Source organism: Pseudomonas lactucae (assembly GCF_036688725.1).
GTDB classification, from domain to species: Bacteria; Pseudomonadota; Gammaproteobacteria; order Pseudomonadales; family Pseudomonadaceae; genus Aquipseudomonas; species Aquipseudomonas lactucae.
The window spans coordinates 40,896-58,546 of the sequence record NZ_JAQQPT010000030.1; the positions used below are offsets into that span (position 1 = coordinate 40,896).

Annotated in this window: 16 protein-coding genes and 2 tRNA genes; 1 reads left to right on the forward strand and 17 read right to left on the reverse strand. The window is 57.8% G+C overall.

Annotated features, from left to right (window positions below):
- Positions 1 to 4 precede the first annotated feature (4 nt).
- The 14 genes from rpsO to rlmE form a co-directional block, all read right to left on the reverse strand.
- Positions 5 to 274, reverse strand: a complete 270-nt coding sequence (gene rpsO / locus V6M90_RS27290; protein ID WP_003176135.1) for a 30S ribosomal protein S15 — start codon at positions 272 to 274, stop codon at positions 5 to 7.
- A gap of 115 nt (positions 275 to 389) precedes the next feature.
- On the reverse strand, positions 390 to 1,307 hold the full coding sequence (truB, locus tag V6M90_RS27295; protein ID WP_003176136.1) for a tRNA pseudouridine(55) synthase TruB: 918 nt from the start codon (positions 1,305 to 1,307) through the stop codon (positions 390 to 392).
- 3 nt (positions 1,308 to 1,310) lie between these two features.
- Entirely contained in the window at positions 1,311 to 1,706 is a 396-nt protein-coding gene (gene rbfA / locus V6M90_RS27300; RefSeq protein WP_003176137.1) for a 30S ribosome-binding factor RbfA, read from the reverse strand.
- Positions 1,707 to 1,865: 159 nt separating this feature from the next.
- Complete coding sequence (infB, locus tag V6M90_RS27305; RefSeq protein ID WP_003176138.1) at positions 1,866 to 4,382, reverse strand: translation initiation factor IF-2; 2,517 nt, start codon at positions 4,380 to 4,382, stop codon at positions 1,866 to 1,868.
- A 27-nt stretch (positions 4,383 to 4,409) separates the two neighbouring features.
- Positions 4,410 to 5,891 (reverse strand): transcription termination factor NusA, encoded by a 1,482-nt coding sequence (gene nusA, locus V6M90_RS27310; RefSeq protein ID WP_003176139.1) that lies wholly within the window; start codon positions 5,889 to 5,891, stop codon positions 4,410 to 4,412.
- A gap of 47 nt (positions 5,892 to 5,938) precedes the next feature.
- Complete coding sequence (gene rimP, locus V6M90_RS27315) at positions 5,939 to 6,397, reverse strand: ribosome maturation factor RimP (protein ID WP_038843818.1); 459 nt, start codon at positions 6,395 to 6,397, stop codon at positions 5,939 to 5,941.
- A 140-nt stretch (positions 6,398 to 6,537) separates the two neighbouring features.
- Positions 6,538 to 6,614 (reverse strand) — tRNA-Met (locus V6M90_RS27320).
- Positions 6,615 to 6,710: 96 nt separating this feature from the next.
- Positions 6,711 to 6,796, reverse strand: a tRNA-Leu gene (locus V6M90_RS27325).
- A 22-nt stretch (positions 6,797 to 6,818) separates the two neighbouring features.
- Positions 6,819 to 7,202, reverse strand: coding sequence for a preprotein translocase subunit SecG (gene secG / locus V6M90_RS27330; protein ID WP_010206600.1), 384 nt, complete (start codon positions 7,200 to 7,202; stop codon positions 6,819 to 6,821).
- 4 nt (positions 7,203 to 7,206) lie between these two features.
- Positions 7,207 to 7,962, reverse strand: a complete 756-nt coding sequence (gene tpiA, locus V6M90_RS27335) for a triose-phosphate isomerase (protein WP_003176141.1) — start codon at positions 7,960 to 7,962, stop codon at positions 7,207 to 7,209.
- A gap of 66 nt (positions 7,963 to 8,028) precedes the next feature.
- Positions 8,029 to 9,366, reverse strand: coding sequence for a phosphoglucosamine mutase (gene glmM, locus V6M90_RS27340; protein WP_332847433.1), 1,338 nt, complete (start codon positions 9,364 to 9,366; stop codon positions 8,029 to 8,031).
- A 16-nt stretch (positions 9,367 to 9,382) separates the two neighbouring features.
- Positions 9,383 to 10,234 (reverse strand): dihydropteroate synthase, encoded by an 852-nt coding sequence (gene folP, locus V6M90_RS27345; RefSeq protein WP_003176143.1) that lies wholly within the window; start codon positions 10,232 to 10,234, stop codon positions 9,383 to 9,385.
- 8 nt (positions 10,235 to 10,242) lie between these two features.
- A complete protein-coding gene (gene ftsH, locus V6M90_RS27350) occupies positions 10,243 to 12,153 on the reverse strand; it encodes an ATP-dependent zinc metalloprotease FtsH (protein WP_078734690.1) in 1,911 nt (636 codons plus the stop codon).
- A gap of 200 nt (positions 12,154 to 12,353) precedes the next feature.
- On the reverse strand, positions 12,354 to 13,004 hold the full coding sequence (gene rlmE, locus V6M90_RS27355) for a 23S rRNA (uridine(2552)-2'-O)-methyltransferase RlmE (RefSeq protein ID WP_003176145.1): 651 nt from the start codon (positions 13,002 to 13,004) through the stop codon (positions 12,354 to 12,356).
- A 105-nt stretch (positions 13,005 to 13,109) separates the two neighbouring features.
- Here rlmE and V6M90_RS27360 point away from each other — a divergent pair, with 105 nt between their 5' ends.
- Complete coding sequence (locus tag V6M90_RS27360; protein ID WP_003176146.1) at positions 13,110 to 13,418, forward strand: YhbY family RNA-binding protein; 309 nt, start codon at positions 13,110 to 13,112, stop codon at positions 13,416 to 13,418.
- A gap of 9 nt (positions 13,419 to 13,427) precedes the next feature.
- Here V6M90_RS27360 and V6M90_RS27365 read toward each other — a convergent pair whose 3' ends face one another.
- Genes V6M90_RS27365 through carB form a run of 3 tightly spaced genes read right to left on the reverse strand, consistent with a single transcriptional unit; the run spans position 13,428 to position 17,555 of the window.
- Positions 13,428 to 13,832 (reverse strand): hypothetical protein, encoded by a 405-nt coding sequence (locus V6M90_RS27365; protein WP_042945291.1) that lies wholly within the window; start codon positions 13,830 to 13,832, stop codon positions 13,428 to 13,430.
- 28 nt (positions 13,833 to 13,860) lie between these two features.
- Entirely contained in the window at positions 13,861 to 14,337 is a 477-nt protein-coding gene (gene greA / locus V6M90_RS27370) for a transcription elongation factor GreA (protein WP_003176148.1), read from the reverse strand.
- A complete protein-coding gene (gene carB / locus V6M90_RS27375) occupies positions 14,334 to 17,555 on the reverse strand; it encodes a carbamoyl-phosphate synthase large subunit (protein WP_003176149.1) in 3,222 nt (1,073 codons plus the stop codon). The genes greA and carB overlap by 4 nt, the downstream gene beginning before the upstream one ends.
- Positions 17,556 to 17,651: the final 96 nt, after the last annotated feature.

Below are 17,651 nucleotides of genomic sequence, written 5' to 3' on the forward strand. Positions count from 1 at the left end.
CTGATTAGCGACGCAGACCCAGGCGACCGATCAGAGCCTGATAACGACCCAGATCCTTGCCTTTCAGGTAGTCCAGCAGCTTACGGCGCTGGTTTACCATGCGGATCAGACCACGACGGGAGTGGTGGTCTTTACCGTTGGCCTTGAAGTGACCTTGCAGCTTGTTGATGTTGTGGGTCAGCAGTGCAACTTGCACTTCTGGCGAACCAGTGTCACCAACAGCTTGCTGATAGTCAGCTACGATTTGTGCTTTTTCTTGAACGTCGAGAGCCATGAGGCAATCCTTTTTTCAGGAAACCACCCAAAGGACAGTTTCAACAGGCCAGGGACAAATCCCTGTATCTAAAAATGAGTGTTGACCATGCCTGTTAACAGCCACACTCGTTCGGTCATTCTGACCGAATCAGTCGACGCGGCGCGATGCGCCCGTCTTCGCTCACTTCACCGATACCGATAAAGCGACCGTTATGATCCTGTACTCGCACCATGCCGAACTTCGGGGCATCCGGGGCGCGTACCGGCTGGCCGTTGAGCCAGTAGAACGCGCTGTGCTCCGAGAAGTGCAGCAATGGCCAATCAAGCAAACCGCTATCCGAAGGCATCAGGAAGCGATCAACCGCTTCGTTGCCGCCTTCGGCGTGTACCGCTTCCAACTCTTCCAGCGTGACCGTCTGGGCCAGGGTGAAAGGGCCCGCTTGTGTACGTCGCAGTTCGGCAACGTATGCGCCGCAGCCAAGTTGCTCACCAATATCCTCCACCAGGGTACGGATATAAGTGCCTTTGCTGCAGTCCACCGCCAATCGGGCAGTGTCACCCTCACAGGCGAGCAATTCCAGCCGGGCAATAGTAACAGAACGCGGTTCACGCTCCACCACTTCGCCTGCACGTGCCAGCTTGTAAAGAGGCTGTCCATCACGCTTGAGCGCCGAGTACATCGGCGGTATCTGACTGATTTGCCCACGAAAAGCGGGTAAAGCCGCCTCGATATCAGCACGACCAACGGTCACGTCGCGAACCTGCAAAACATCACCTTCGGCGTCTGCCGTGGTGGTGGTCTTGCCCAGTTGCATCAGCGTTTCGTAACCCTTGTCGGAATCGAGCAGGTATTGCGAGAACTTGGTGGCCTCGCCGAAACACAACGGCAACACGCCGGTGGCCAGGGGGTCGAGGCTGCCGGTGTGCCCGGCCTTCTCGGCATTGAGCAGCCAGCGGACCTTCTGCAAGGCGGCATTGGAGGTAAAACCAATGGGTTTGTCGAGCAGAATGATGCCGCTGACGTTGCGACGGATACGTTTGACCTGAGCCACCGCTTACTCCTTGGCGTCTTCAGGTGTGGACGGGTGCTGACTGTCTTCAGCCACCGCGCGCTCGATCAGCGCTGACAGATGCGCGCCACGCACGACGCTTTCGTCGTAGTGGAAATGCAACTGAGGCACGCTGCGCAGCTTCATTTCACGGGCCAACTGCATGCGCAGGAAGCCTGCGGCCGAGTTGAGCACCTTGATGCTCTGCGCGATTTCTTCGCTGTTGTCCTGGCCCATCACGGTGATGAAGATCTTGGCGTGACCTACGTCACGGCTCACTTCAACAGCGGTGATGGTAACCAGGCCGACGCGCGGATCTTTGACTTCGCGACGGATCAGTTGGGCCAGCTCGCGCTGCATCTGATCGCCGATACGCTGGGTACGGCTGTATTCTTTTGCCATGTCTTGTTACCTGTTACTGCCACACGGTGAAACCCGTGGGGTCTGAAAGCGGCAAACGCCCGGCCTGACAAAAGCCAGACCGGGCGTTGCGTTTAGAGTCCTTACGCGGCGCGGGGCATGTGCATGCCCACACACTGCGTGGCTCCTGAAGTGCGCGAGTCAGAGGCTGCGAGCAACCTGAACCTTCTCGTAGACTTCGATCTTGTCGCCAGCTTTGACGTCGTTGTAGCTCTTGACGCCGATACCGCATTCCATGCCGGCACGCACTTCGGAAGCGTCATCCTTGAAGCGGCGCAGGGATTCCAGCTCGCCTTCAAAGATAACGATGTCTTCACGCAGTACACGGATTGGACGGTTACGGTGCACAACACCTTCGATAACCATGCAACCGGCGATCGCGCCGAATTTCGGCGAACGGAACACGTCACGTACCTCGGCAACACCCAGGATATTTTCCCGAACGTCGCTGCCAAGCATGCCGGTGAGGGCTTTCTTGACGTCTTCGATGATGTCGTAGATGACGTTGTAGTAACGCATGTCCAGGCCTTCCTGCTCGACGATCTTGCGAGCGCCAGCATCGGCACGCACGTTGAAGCCGAACAGTACAGCGTTGGAAGCCAGCGCCAGGTTGGCATCGGATTCGGTGATACCACCGACACCGCCACCCACGACTCGCACTTGCACTTCGTCGTTACCCAGGCCGTTCAAGGCGCCGTTCAACGCTTCGAGAGAACCACGGACGTCAGATTTGAGGACGATGTTGAGCGTCTTCTTCTCTGCCTGGCCCATGTTTTCGAAGATGTTTTCCAGCTTACCGGCGTGGGCACGAGCCAGTTTGACTTCGCGGAACTTGCCTTGACGGAACAGAGCCACTTCACGGGCTTTCTTCTCGTCCGCAACCACGCTCATCTCGTCGCCAGCGTCCGGGGTACCGTCCAGGCCGAGGATCTCGACAGGGATGGAAGGACCGGCTTCCTTGATTGGCTTGCCGTTCTCATCGAGCATGGCACGTACACGGCCATAGTTCGAACCGACCAGCACCATGTCGCCTTGGCGCAGGGTACCGTCTTGAACCAGTACGGTTGCAACCGGGCCACGGCCTTTGTCGAGACGCGATTCAACCACAACACCGCGACCTGGCGCCGATGGGGTTGCTTTGAGCTCAAGGACTTCAGCTTGCAGCAGGACCGCTTCGAGCAGTTCGTCTACGCCAGTACCGACTTTCGCCGAAACCGAAACGAACGGCGTATCACCGCCCCACTCTTCGGAAGTCACGCCGTGAACCGACAGTTCGCTACGAATGCGATCCAGGTCCGCGCCCGGCTTGTCGATCTTGTTCACTGCAACAACCAGTGGAACGCCGGCAGCCTTGGCGTGCTGGACAGCTTCAATGGTCTGCGGCATCACGCCGTCGTCCGCTGCAACGACCAGGATCACGATATCAGTCGCCTTGGCACCACGGGCACGCATCGCGGTAAACGCGGCGTGACCCGGAGTGTCGAGGAAGGTGACCATGCCGCGCTCGGTTTCAACGTGGTAAGCACCGATGTGCTGGGTGATGCCGCCGGCTTCGCCTGCAGCTACCTTGGCACGACGGATGTAGTCGAGCAGCGATGTCTTACCATGGTCAACGTGACCCATTACAGTCACAACTGGCGCACGGGAGAACGTCTCACCTTCAAACTTCAGGGACTCGGCCAGGGAGTCTTCCAGGGCCGTGTCGCTGACCAGGGTCACTTTGTGGCCCAATTCTTCAGCCACGAGCTGAGCAGTTTCCTGATCAAGCACTTGGTTGATGGTCGCTGGAGTACCCAGTTTGAACATGAACTTGATGATTTCAGCAGCCTTGACCGACATCTGATTGGCGAGGTCGCCAACGGTGATGGTCTCGCCGATCTGGACATCACGCACGACAGGGCCGGTTGGGCTCTGGAAACCGTGGGCGTTGCGCTTTTTCAGCTTGGCCTTGCCGCGACCACCACGACGGAAGCCATCGCTTTCTTCGTCGGTAGTCCGTGGGGCAACGCGTGGCGCAGGCGCCTTCTCTTTGACCGAAGCACGATGCGGAGCGTTTTTGCGCTCGCCATCGCCACCACCGCCACGACGATTGTTATCGTCGGCACGTGGTTTGTCCGGACGACGAGGCTCTTCGCGTTTGCGCGCATCAGCGGCGGGCGCTGGTGCGGCGGCAACCGGAGCGGTCTCGCGCACTGCTTCTACAGGAGCGGCGACCGCTTCAGTGGCAGCAGGTTGCGCAGCAGCAGGCTGGCGACGCGCTTCTTCTTCGGCGCGACGCTTGGCTTCTTCTTCAGCCTTCTGACGAGCAGCATTTTCTACTGCGCGACGCTCTTCCAGTTCGCGTTTGCGCTCGGCTTCGATTTCTTCCGGGCTGCGCTGTACGAAGACTTTCTTCTTGCGTACTTCAACGCTGATGCTCTTGCTACCAGCAACACGCAGGGTGCTGGTGGTTTTGCGCTGCAATGTAATCTTGCGCGGTTCTTCCACTTTCGCCTTGTGGCTGCTCTTCAAGTGAGTCAGTAAAGACTGTTTCTCACTATCGCTCACACCTTCATCGGCGGCGGTGTGCGGCAGACCTGCCTCACGCATCTGCTGCAACAGGCGCTCTACCGGTGTTTTGACCTCATCGGCCAGTTGTTTCACCGTGACTTGCGTCATGCACTTCTCTCCTCAGGCCGCGCCTAATTACTCGAACCAATGGGCTCGGGCGGCCATGATCAACTTGCCGGCACGATCATCGTCAATGCCGTCGATGTCGAGCAGATCGTCAATAGACTGCTCGGCCAGGTCTTCGCGGGTAATTACGCCGCGCACCGCCAGTTCCATCGCCAAATCCTTGTCCATACCCTCAAGCGAGAGCAGGTCTTCGGCCGGATGGGCGTCTGCCAGCTTTTCCTCAGTAGCGATGGCTTTGGTCAACAAACGATCCTTGGCCCGAGCGCGAAGCTCGTTGACGATATCCTCGTCAAAGCCGTCGATGTTGAGCATCTCCTCCACCGGTACGTAGGCAATCTCTTCCAGGCTGGTGAAGCCTTCGTCCACCAGCACCTGCGCCAGTTCTTCATCGACTTCAAGCTCTTCGATAAAGTTGCGCAGAATGTCACCGGTTTCAGCTTGCTGCTTAGCCTGGATGTCCGATTCGGTCATCACGTTCAGGGTCCAACCGGTCAACTGGCTGGCCAGACGCACGTTCTGACCACCACGACCGATGGCCTGAGCCAGATTGTCTGCGCCAACGGCGATGTCCATTGCATGGGCATCTTCGTCAACGATAATTGCCGCCACTTCAGCTGGCGACATGGCGTTGATCACGAACTGCGCCGGGTTATCGTCCCACAGGACGATGTCCACACGCTCACCGCCCAATTCGCCCGACACTGCCTGGACGCGCGAACCGCGCATACCAATGCAAGCGCCTTGCGGGTCGATGCGTTTGTCCTTGGAACGGACCGCGATCTTGGCGCGCGAACCCGGGTCGCGGGACGCAGCCATCACTTCGATCAGGCCTTCGGCGATTTCCGGCACTTCGATACGGAACAGCTCGATCAGCATTTCCGGCGCGGTACGCGACAGAATCAACTGAGGGCCGCGGTTCTCGGTGCGGATTTCCTTGAGCAGCGCACGCAGACGCACGCCGACACGGAAGGTTTCGCGAGAGATGATGTCTTCGCGGGCCAGCAACGCTTCAGCGTTGTTGCCCAGGTCGACGATCACATTGTCGCGGGTCACTTTTTTCACGGTGCCGGAGATGATTTCGCCCAGGCGCTCACGATAAGCGTCAACAACTTGAGCGCGCTCGGCTTCGCGAACCTTCTGCACGATGACCTGCTTGGCGGTCTGTGCAGCAATACGGCCGAACTCGATCGACTCGATCTTTTCTTCGACGACATCACCTACCTGGGCGCCAGGATGCGTTTGCGCAACCTTGCTTGGCCAGGTTTCGATAGCCGGATCATCAAGATCGTCCTCTTCGACCACCGTCCAGCGACGGAAAGTCTCGTAGGCACCGGTGTGGCGATTGATTTCCACACGCAGATCTACTTCGTCTTCAAAACGTTTCTTGGTGGCAGTGGCCAGGGCCAGCTCCAACGCTTCAAAAATCACGCTTGCCGGTACACCCTTTTCATTGGATACCGACTCAACAACCAGCAGTACTTCTTTGCTCATCGTACGCCTCGCCTTTCGCAAGCCATTGGATCCGCGGGATCCGCGTCTCAGTCAAAACTGGGAATAATGTTGGCCTTGTCGATCATATCGATCGGCAACAGGAACTCATGGTCTTCTACCTGCACCACGACGTCCTGTTCTTCTACACCGCGCAGAAGGCCCTGAAAGTTGCGTCGCCCTTCGAACGGGGAACGCAGCTTGATCTTCACTTGTTCACCGGCAAATTTTGCAAACTGCTCAATAGTGAACAGTGGGCGTTCCATGCCTGGCGAGGAAACTTCGAGGGTGTATTCAACGGAGATCGGATCTTCAACATCCAGCACGCCGCTGATTTGACGGCTGACAATGGCACAATCGTCCACCAGCACACCGCCCTCTTTATCGATATAAACGCGCAACATTGAGTGGCGACCTTGAGCCGAAAACTCAATACCCCAGCATTCATAGCCTAGGGCCACGACCACCGGGGCCAGCAAGGCCTGCAACTCTTCTAGCTTGCTCGACACCTGAACCCCCTCGTGCATGTATGTGCATGCTGTGCAAAATAAAAAAATGGGCGAAACGCCCATCCTTGAAACGCCGTCGAACAGCGGCGTTGAAAGTGTCCAGCTAACAAAAAGCCCCTTAAAAGGGGCTCCGCTAAAACTGGTTGCGGGGGCCGGATTTGAACCGACGACCTTCGGGTTATGAGCCCGACGAGCTACCAGACTGCTCCACCCCGCGACAAAGCTGGGGCGGAAGTATACGACCGATCCCTTGCAGGGTCAATGTAACCTTCCACCTACAAGAAAGCCCGCAACAGCGGGCTCTCCTGATAATTGGTACCGAGAAGGGGACTCGAACCCCTACACCCTATGGGCACAACCACCTCAAGGTTGCGTGTCTACCAATTCCACCACCTCGGCAATACAGCGCTTACAACCCTTCTTACTTCTGCTCTTGAGCTGGAGGTACGTCAGTCGCTGGAGTAGCCGACTTTTGCTCTTGAAGCACCGGGACATCATCAGAAGCCGGTTTTGCTTTTGGTACTTCCAACACTGCTGGGTTTGGCAAACCTACTTGAGTCAGCACATGAGCTTTCTCTTTAGCAAAGTAACCTAACCCCAAGCTGGTTATGAAGAAACCGGCGGCAAGTATAGCAGTAAACTTACTAAGAAAGGTAGAGGAACCTTGGCTTCCGAACACAGTATTTGAAGCACCTGCACCGAAAGACGCACCAGCATCCGCACCTTTGCCCTGTTGCAACAAAACCAGGGCAACTACGCCCAGGGCAGCCAACAGATGAAAAACGACTACGACTGTTTCCAGCATTTTTTCAGTTTCCCGCGGCGCGACAGATCGCACCGAACTCATCTGCATTCAGGGAAGCTCCACCAATGAGCCCCCCATCGATATCCGGCATGCCGAACAGTTCGACCGCATTGGCCGCCTTCACGCTGCCGCCGTATAGAAGACGCACACCTTGTGCGACTTCAGAATTCTCTGCCGCCAACTGGGCACGGATGGCTGCATGCACATCCTGCGCCTGTTGCGGTGTAGCAGTCAGCCCGGTACCAATGGCCCAGACCGGCTCGTAAGCAATCACTGCCTTTGCAAACGCACCAACACCCAGCTCTTCAATGATGCTGCCCAGCTGACGCGAGACAACTTCAATAGTCTTGCCCGACTCGCGCTGCTCCAGGGTTTCCCCTATGCACAACACGGGAATCAAGCCACTGGCCTGTGCGGCTGCGAACTTGCGATTGAGCGTCCCATCCCGCTCACCCATCATCTGACGGCGCTCGGAGTGCCCGACAAGCACATAGGAACAACCCGCATCAACCAACTGACTCGGCGAAATCTCACCGGTCAAAGCACCTTGCATGGCTTCCACTGCGGAATTCTGCGCGCCGACCTGAATCGACTTGCCTTTCAAGCCATCAACCACTTGGGTGATATGCAAGCAAGGCGGGAAAACCGCAACATCAACACCGCTAGGCAAGGCCAAGTGACGAAGGCCATTGATCAGCTCAGCGACACTGGCGCGGGTACCGTGCATCTTCCAGTTACCAGCTACCATAGTGCGACGCATGCTGTACCCCGTCGGTCAAAGTGGGCGCAGATGTTACCCAACCACATCATTACTGGCAAGCCGAATTCAGGCGCAAACTTCAGTTACTAGTTTTGCCAGGTCTTCGGCATGGCCGCGAACCTGTATTTCGTCGTCACCTTCGACCATGACACGTACCAAAGGCTCTGTACCGGACTTGCGCAGCAATACCCGACCACGCCCCGCCATTGCCAGGGTCACACGCTCGCACGCCTCCTTGACAGCCGGGTGATCGATCGGGTTTTCGCCGCCACCAAAATGCACGTTCAGCAGCACCTGCGGGCACTTGCGCAACGCCTGACGCGCCTGGGCAAGGCTTTCATTGCGGCGACGCAGGGCCATGAGCACCTGCAGCGCGGCAATGATCGCATCACCTGTCGTGGTGTGCTGGAAGCAGACCACATGGCCGGAGTTCTCGCCGCCCACCAGCCAGTTGCGCTCAAGCAACTCAGTGATGACATAGCGATCACCGACATTGGCACGCACGAAGGGAATCCCCAGGTCCGCCAAGGCCAGTTCCAGGCCCAGATTGCTCATCAGGGTGCCGACAACGCCGCCCTGCAGCTTATTACGCTCATGCATGTCGCGCGCGATGATGAAAAGCAGATCGTCGCCATCCACAATCGCACCCGTGTGATCCACCATCAGGACCCGATCACCGTCGCCGTCGAATGCAATCCCCAGATCCGCATGCTCAGCCAGAACAGCGGCCTGCAATTGTTCCATATGGGTGGAGCCGCAGTTTTCGTTGATGTTCAACCCATTAGGTTGAGCCGACAGCACCGTGACTTGAGCGCCCAACTCCTTGAATACGCTCGGCGCGACCTTGTAGGTCGCGCCATGCGCACAGTCGACCACCAACTTGAGCCCGGCAAAGCTGGTGCTGCTCGGCACACTGCTCTTGCAGAACTCGATGTAGCGACCCGACGCATCATTGATACGCGATACCTTGCCCAGCTTGCTGGACTCAACCACCGTCATCGGCGCATCCAGCAGTTCTTCGATCATCAGCTCGATCTCATCGGGCAGCTTGGTACCCTGACCCGAGAAGAACTTGATGCCGTTGTCATCATGAGGATTGTGCGAGGCACTGATCACGATACCGGCTTCAGCGTGAAAGGTACGCGTCAGGTAAGCGATTGCGGGCGTCGGCATCGGCCCCAGCAGCATGACGTCAGCACCGGCGGCAGACAAACCCGCCTCAAGCGCAGATTCAAACATATAACCCGAAATTCGCGTGTCCTTACCCACCAGGATGCGGCAGGCGCCCATGCTGCGGAACGCCATACCTGCCGCCCAACCCAGCTTGAGCATGAAATCAGGAGTAATGGGATATTCGCCGACCCGACCACGAATGCCGTCGGTACCAAAATACTTTTTAGTCATAGGTGCTCCATCATTCTTATTCGGCTGATTCTACTGCGGCAATCATGCGTACTACATCCACCGTCTCGGCTACATCATGCACCCGCAGAATACGCGCGCCCTTGGTCACCGCAAGAGCGGCGAGTGCGAGTCCGCCATACAGCCGCTCACCCACCGGGCGGTTCAAGGCCAGTCCTATCATGCTCTTGCGCGAAACACCGACCAACAAGGGCCGACCAAGGGTATGCAAGGATTCCATGTGCTTGAACAGGCTTAAATTGTGCTGCAGGGTCTTGGCGAAACCAAACCCCGGATCAAGGATGATTTTTTCCGGCGCAATACCCACCGCTGCACATGCAGCAATGCGACCAGAGAGAAAATCACTCACCTCGCCGACCAAGTCATCATAGTGGGGGCTGTCCTGCATGTTGCCGGGCTCACCCAGCATATGCATGAGGCACACCGGCAGCCCAGTGGCCGCCGCCGCATCCAGGGCTCCCTCTCGTCGAAGGGAGCGCACATCGTTGATCAGCCCAGCTCCCAGGCGCGCAGCTTCGCGCATCACGGCAGGTGTCGAGGTATCAACCGAGATGATCACATCCAGCTCTCGAGCAATACGCTCAACGACCGGTGCCACCCGCTCCAATTCCTCAAGCGGAGACACAACACGAGCACCCGGCCGAGTCGACTCGCCCCCGATATCAATCAAGGTCGCGCCGGCCATAACCATGGCCTCGGCATGACGCAGCGCGGCATCCCGCTGACTGAAGCGGCCACCGTCGGAAAAGGAGTCGGGGGTTACGTTAAGAATGCCCATGACATGCGTATGGGCCAAATCAAGAACCCGGTTGCCGCAAGGCAACCGGGTGGAGGTCAACACTGAAGTCATTTCAAACCTTAGTGGTCAGCTGCAGGGCCGCCGATCGGGGTTTCAGGGCGTTCGCTCTGAATGACTGGCGGCGTGCCAGAGGTGCCCGAACCGCCTTCCCAATCGCGAGGCTCACGCGGCTCGCGCCCTGCCATGATGTCGTCAATCTGGTCGGCATCAATGGTTTCGTATTTCATCAGCGCGTCAGCCATTGCATCCAGCTTGTCGCGGTTATCGGTCAGGATCTGTTTGGCCGTGCCATAGCACTGATCAATGATACTGCGCACTTCGGAGTCGATCAGCTTGGCTGTCTCACCGGAGAAACTCGCATTTTGACCGCCACCGCCACGCCCCAGGAATACTTCACCCTCTTCTTCGGCATACATCAACGGACCGAGTTTTTCCGAGAGTCCCCACTTGGTCACCATATTTCGTGCGATCTGGCTGGCACGCATGATGTCGTTGGAAGCGCCCGTGGTGACACCGTCGAAGCCCAGGGTCATTTCTTCTGCAATTCGACCACCGTACAGCGAGCAGATCTGGCTGATCAATGCGCGCTTGGAGAGGCTGTAACGGTCCTCTTCAGGCAGGAACATGGTCACACCCAGGGCCCGACCACGCGGAATGATCGACACCTTATAGACCGGATCGTGCTCAGGCACAACGCGACCGACAATGGCGTGGCCGGCTTCGTGATAAGCGGTGTTCTGCTTCTCTTTCTCGGACATGACCATGGATTTGCGCTCAGCGCCCATCATGATCTTGTCCTTGGCCAGCTCGAATTCCTTCATTTCAACAATGCGCTTGCCGGTACGGGCTGCAAACAACGAAGCCTCGTTCACCAGGTTGGCCAGGTCGGCACCGGAGAAACCCGGGGTACCACGAGCAATCACAGCCGGAGCCACGTCGTCGCCCATTGGTACTTTGCGCATGTGTACCTTGAGGATCTGTTCGCGACCGCGTATGTCCGGCAGGCCCACTACCACCTGGCGGTCGAAGCGACCTGGACGCAGCAGCGCAGGGTCCAATACATCCGGACGGTTGGTTGCGGCGATGACGATGATGCCGTCATTCATCTCGAAACCATCCATTTCCACCAGCAATTGGTTGAGGGTCTGCTCACGCTCATCGTGACCGCCACCCATACCGGCGCCACGATGGCGACCGACGGCGTCGATTTCGTCGATGAAGATGATGCACGGCGCGTGCTTCTTGGCTTGCTCGAACATATCGCGAACACGGCTGGCACCGACGCCGACGAACATCTCGACGAAGTCAGAACCGGAAATGGTGAAGAACGGCACCTTGGCCTCACCAGCGATCGCCTTGGCCAGCAAGGTTTTACCGGTACCCGGCGGGCCGACCATCAGTACGCCGCGAGGAATGCGACCGCCCAGGCGCTGGAACTTGCCCGGATCGCGCAGAAACTCGACCAGTTCACCCACTTCTTCCTTGGCTTCGTCGCAACCGGCGACATCCGCCAGGGTCGTCTTCACCTGATCTTCGGAGAGCAGGCGAGCCTTGCTCTTGCCGAAGCTCATCGGCCCGCCCTTGCCTCCCGCACCGCCCTGCATCTGGCGCATGAAGAACATGAACACGGCAATGATCACCAGGATCGGGAAGCTGGCCACCAGAAGCTGGGTCCAGATACTTTGCTGCTCAGGCTGCTTGCCTTCCACAACGACCTTGTTATCCACCAGGTCGCCGATCAGGCCATTGTCCTGAATAGCCGGACGAATGGTCTTGAAGCTATCGCCGTCAACGCGCTTGCCGGTAATCACATAGCCATCAACCGCTACGCGCTCGACCTTGCCATCCTTAACTTGCTGGATGAAGTCGGAATAGTTGAGGGTCTGCGGCTCGTTAGGGCTGGAGAAGTTGTTCATCACCGTCACCAGGACTGCCGCGATGATCAACCACAGGATCAGATTCTTTGCCATATCGTTCAATTAACTACCCTCTGAAGCAAGCTCCGCTAGTGGCGCGCGCTTCGCATGATATTCACCGGCCTAACTTACTACATTACCTACAACACTGGCAGGCGCCGTCTGTAACCCTTTGTGAAACTTTGACTACACAATATTCGTAAAGCTTCGTGACGAAAGCGATATAAAAAAACCTATCGACTCACCTCAAACCTTCAAAGACGCTCATCACTGGCGGCGCCTTCGATGCCACGGAACCCCCGAGCCAACAGATACTGCTCACGCGACCGGTCCCGCGAAGAGTCAGGTTTACGCATCTGCACCTTGTCGAACAGCTTGCGGATGTTCTTGTGATACTCGTCAAAGCCTTCACCCTGGAAGACCTTGACCAGGAAATCACCACCCGGACGCAATACCCGACCCGCCAGATCCAACGCCAACTCGCAGAGGAACATCGCGCGCGGCATATCAACAGCCGGTAATCCACTCATATTGGGGGCCATGTCGGAAATCACAAGGTCTACCTGTGAATTTCCGACGGCTTCCAGGATCTGCGCCAGTACCGCGTCCTGGGTAAAGTCGCCGTGCACAAAGGTCACATCCGGGATGCTGTCCATCTCAAGGATGTCCGAAGCAATCAACCGGCCTTGCCCGCCAATCAGACGACTGGCCACCTGGGACCAGCCACCCGGGGCGGCGCCCAGGTCGATCACGCTCATACCGGGGCGAAACAATTTGTCCTTGTCCTGGAGCTCCAGCAGCTTGTAACTGGCCCGGGAACGGTAACCGTCCTTCTGCGCCTTTTTGACGTAAGGATCGTTGAAATGCTCTTGTAGCCACTTAAGGCTGGTTTTGGAACGGGCCACGGGCCACCTCGAAAATAAAACGGGTCGTGATTAACTGGGCGGTCCCGGACTCGCTCGGGTAAACTGGCCGCCGCTTTTTACAAGATCAGACGCAGGGGTCAGATTATGCCGCTCACTCAAGAGCAGAAGAAACAGTACAAATCCATTGGCCACCATCTGAAACCAGTTCTGATTGTGGCAGACAACGGTTTGACTGAAGGTGTGTTAGCCGAATTTGAACGCGCACTCAATGATCATGAACTGATCAAGATCAAGGTCAATATCCTTGATCGCGAAGCACGCCTGGCCGCCGTTGCAGAACTGTGCAAGGTGGGCAAGGCGGACCTGGTTCAGGTCATCGGCAAGATGGCGCTGCTGTATCGCAAGAACTTCAGCGTCAACAAGCAATTGTCGAACGTTCATCGCTTCAAATGATGAAAAGGGTCACGGGCGTGCTTCGCGCGCCCCGCCACTCCATCCCGGCGCAGGCTGCATGACCAGCACCAGACCAGAGAACCCTAGCACAAGATAGCTGAATAACTGCCAGCGCAACGCTTCCGGCAGCCAGACATGCACGACGCCAAACATTGCGCACGCATACAGCGCCATCAACAGCAGTTGGCCGCGAATATCCCGCCACAAACTCCCCAAACCCTCGGCCTTGACCAGCACCACGGCCTGGATTGTCACGCACGCTGCTGAAAAACCCACCAGCAATGCACTCAGCAATCCGTCCAGCTCATCGATGAGCAATGGCGCCAGGCCAATCAGGCCCAGCGCCGGAAGCACACCCATGTGCAATAACCACAAGCCGCCCACCCAAAGCATCTGGGAGAGCTGCCAAAGCATGGCGCCCGCACGAAGCGGGCGCCGCCTTTCAGACGTGACGAACTTCGACAATCTCGTACTCGATCACGCCGCCTGGCGTTTTGACAGCCACCACATCTCCCTCTTCCTTGGCAATCAAGGCACGGGCCAGCGGCGATCCCACAGATATCTTGCCGAGCTTGAAGTCAGCTTCGTCTTCGCCAACGATGTGATAGACCACGCTTTCGTCAGTTTCGACGTTGGCGATTTCCACAGTCGTACCGAAAATCACTTTACCGGTGTGAGGAATGGTCGTCACGTCGATCACCACCGAATTCTGCAGGCGGCCTTCGATGTCACGGATGCGCGCCTCAACCATACCTTGCTGCTCGCGAGCAGCGTGGTATTCGGCGTTTTCCTTCAAATCGCCCAGCTCGCGGGCCGTACCGATGTCCTGGCTCAGCTTTGGACGTACGACCTTGGTCAGATGGGCGTGCTCCTCTTCCAGGGCCTTGAAGCCCTGGACGGTCATTGGGTATTTGGTCATGCCTTCAATCCTGCGTGTAGATCCTGCAAGCGACGCACGGTCTTTTCCGGACCGAACTTGAGCGCTTCGCAGATAGCTTCGCCAGCAGCAATGGTGGTGGTGCAGTAAATCTTGTGCTGCAAGGCATTACGACGAATGGAGTAGGAGTCCGCGATCGACTGGCGACCTTCGGTGGTGTTGATGATCAAGGTGACTTCGTCATTCTTGATCATGTCGACCACGTGCGGACGACCTTCCGTTACCTTGTTTACGCGACGCACTTTCAGGCCGGCCGCTTCGATCAGCTTGGCGGTCCCGGCAGTGGCCACGATTTCGAAACCCAAGTTGATCAGATCACGCGCCACGCCTGCAACCAGTGGCTTATCGTCATCACGCACGCTGATAAACGCGGTACCACCGGTCGGCAGCACTTCGCTGGCGCCCATCTGGGCCTTGGCGAACGCCTCGCCAAAGGTATCGCCGACGCCCATCACTTCACCCGTGGACTTCATCTCCGGGCCCAGGATAGGGTCCACACCAGGGAATTTGGCGAATGGGAACACCGCCTCTTTCACGCTGTAGAAGTTCGGAATGATTTCCTTGGTGAAGCCGATTTCCTTCAAGGTCTTACCAGCCATCACGCGAGCAGCGATCATGGCCAGGGAGACACCGATGCACTTGGAAACAAACGGTACGGTACGCGAAGCGCGCGGGTTGACTTCGATGACGTAGATGTCTTCGCCTTGCAGCGCCAACTGGACGTTCATCAGGCCGACAACGCCCAGTTCCAGGGCCATTTTCTTGACCTGTTCGCGCATCTCATCCTGGATGTGCAGCGGCAGCGAGTACGGCGGCAGCGAGCAAGCGGAGTCACCGGAGTGAACACCCGCCTGTTCGATGTGCTGCATGATCGCGCCGATCACCACGTCAGTACCGTCGCAAACTGCATCCACGTCCATTTCGATGGCGCAGTTGAGGAAGTGATCCAGTAGCACGGGGCTATCGTTGGACACTTTCACCGCATCACGCAGGTAACGCTTGAGCTCTTCTTCTTCGTAGACGATTTCCATCGCACGACCGCCCAGCACGTAGGACGGACGCACCACCAGCGGGTAGCCAATCTTGCTGGCTGCACGGATGGCTTCGTCTTCGCTGCGCACGGTGGCGTTAGGCGGCTGACGCAGGTTCAGGCGCTCGACCATTTGCTGGAAGCGCTCACGGTCTTCGGCACGGTCGATAGCATCCGGGCTGGTACCGATGATCGGCACACCGGCGGCTTCCAGAGCGCGCGCCAGTTTCAGCGGGGTTTGGCCGCCGTACTGCACAATCACGCCTTTTGGCTTCTCGACGCGCACGATTTCCAGCACGTCTTCCAGGGTGACCGGCTCGAAGTACAAGCGATCGGAGGTGTCGTAATCAGTGGAAACCGTTTCTGGGTTGCAGTTGACCATGATGGTTTCGTAGCCGTCTTCGCGCAGGGCGAGCGCGGCGTGTACGCAGCAGTAGTCGAACTCGATACCTTGGCCAATGCGGTTTGGACCGCCACCCAGGATCATGATCTTGTCGCGACCCGATGGCGCGGCTTCGCACTCTTCCTCATAGGTGGAGTACAGGTAGGCGGTATCGGTGGAGAACTCGGCCGCGCAGGTATCAACGCGCTTGTAGACCGGGAAGATCTCCAGCTTGTGGCGATGGGTACGCAGGTTTTTCTCGGTCACACCCAGCAGCTTGGCCAGGCGCTGATCGGAGAAGCCCTTGCGCTTGAGACGGAACATCATGTCGCGGTCGATGCTGGCCAGACCCAGGGTCTTGACCTTCTCTTCTTCCTTGATCAGGTCTTCGATCTGCACGAGGAACCACGGGTCGATCATGTTCATGCCGAAGATGTCTTCGACAGTCATGCCGGCACGGAAGGCGTCAGCCACGTACCAGATGCGCTCGGCGCCCGGCACGGTCAGCTCGCGCTTGAGGATGCTCATGCTTTCCGGATTGCTCAGGTCGAGCTTCTCATCCAGGCCGCAAACGCCCACTTCCAGGCCGCGCAGGGCTTTCTGCAGGGATTCCTGGAAGGTCCGGCCGATGGCCATGACCTCACCCACCGATTTCATCTGGGTGGTCAGGCGCGCGTCAGCCTTGGCGAACTTCTCGAAAGCAAAGCGTGGCAGCTTGGTCACAACGTAATCGATGGACGGTTCGAAGGACGCCGGGGTCTTGCCGCCGGTGATGTCGTTCGACAGCTCGTCCAGGGTGTAGCCCACAGCCAGCTTGGCCGCGACCTTGGCGATCGGGAAGCCGGTGGCTTTCGAGGCCAGCGCCGAAGAACGGGAAACACGCGGGTTCATCTCGATCACGACCATGCGGCCGGTGTCCGGGCAGATGCCGAACTGAACGTTGGAACCGCCGGTTTCCACACCGATCTCACGCAGCACCGCCAGGGAGGCGTTACGCAGGATCTGGTATTCCTTGTCGGTCAGGGTCTGTGCCGGGGCAACAGTGATCGAGTCACCGGTGTGCACGCCCATAGGGTCGAAGTTTTCGATGGAGCAGACGATGATGCAGTTGTCGTTCTTATCGCGAACAACCTCCATCTCGTATTCTTTCCAGCCGATCAGGGATTCGTCGATCAGCAGCTCTTTGGTCGGCGACAGGTCCAGACCACGGGCGCAGATTTCTTCGAACTCTTCACGGTTATACGCGATGCCGCCACCGGTGCCGCCCATGGTGAAGGACGGACGGATGATGCACGGAAAGCCCAGGGTCTCAAGAACCGCGTTGGCTTCTTCCATGCTGTGGGCGATACCGGAACGCGGGCACGCCAGGCCGATGGACTTCATAGCCTTGTCGAAACGCGAACGGTCTTCAGCCTTGTCGATGGTGTCGGCGTTGGCACCGATCATCTCTACGCCGAACTTTTCCAGTACGCCTTCGCGCTCCAGGTCCAGGGCGCAGTTCAGAGCAGTCTGGCCACCCATTGTGGGCAGCAACGCGTCCGGACGTTCTTTCTCGATGATCTTGGCAACGGTCTGCCACTTGATCGGCTCGATGTAGGTCGCGTCCGCCATGGCCGGGTCGGTCATGATGGTGGCTGGGTTGGAGTTTACCAGGATGACGCGATAGCCCTCTTCGCGCAGGGCTTTACAGGCCTGGGCGCCGGAGTAGTCGAACTCGCAGGCCTGGCCGATCACGATCGGGCCAGCGCCGAGAATCAGGATGCTTTTTATGTCTGTACGTTTTGGCATGGGTTTGTCACTCAAATCCGCAGGTCAGTCGGCAAGCCGTCTTGAACAATCTTTGAAGAGCCCGCGGGAGCCACCGGAGTTCGGGGCCGCCCGCAA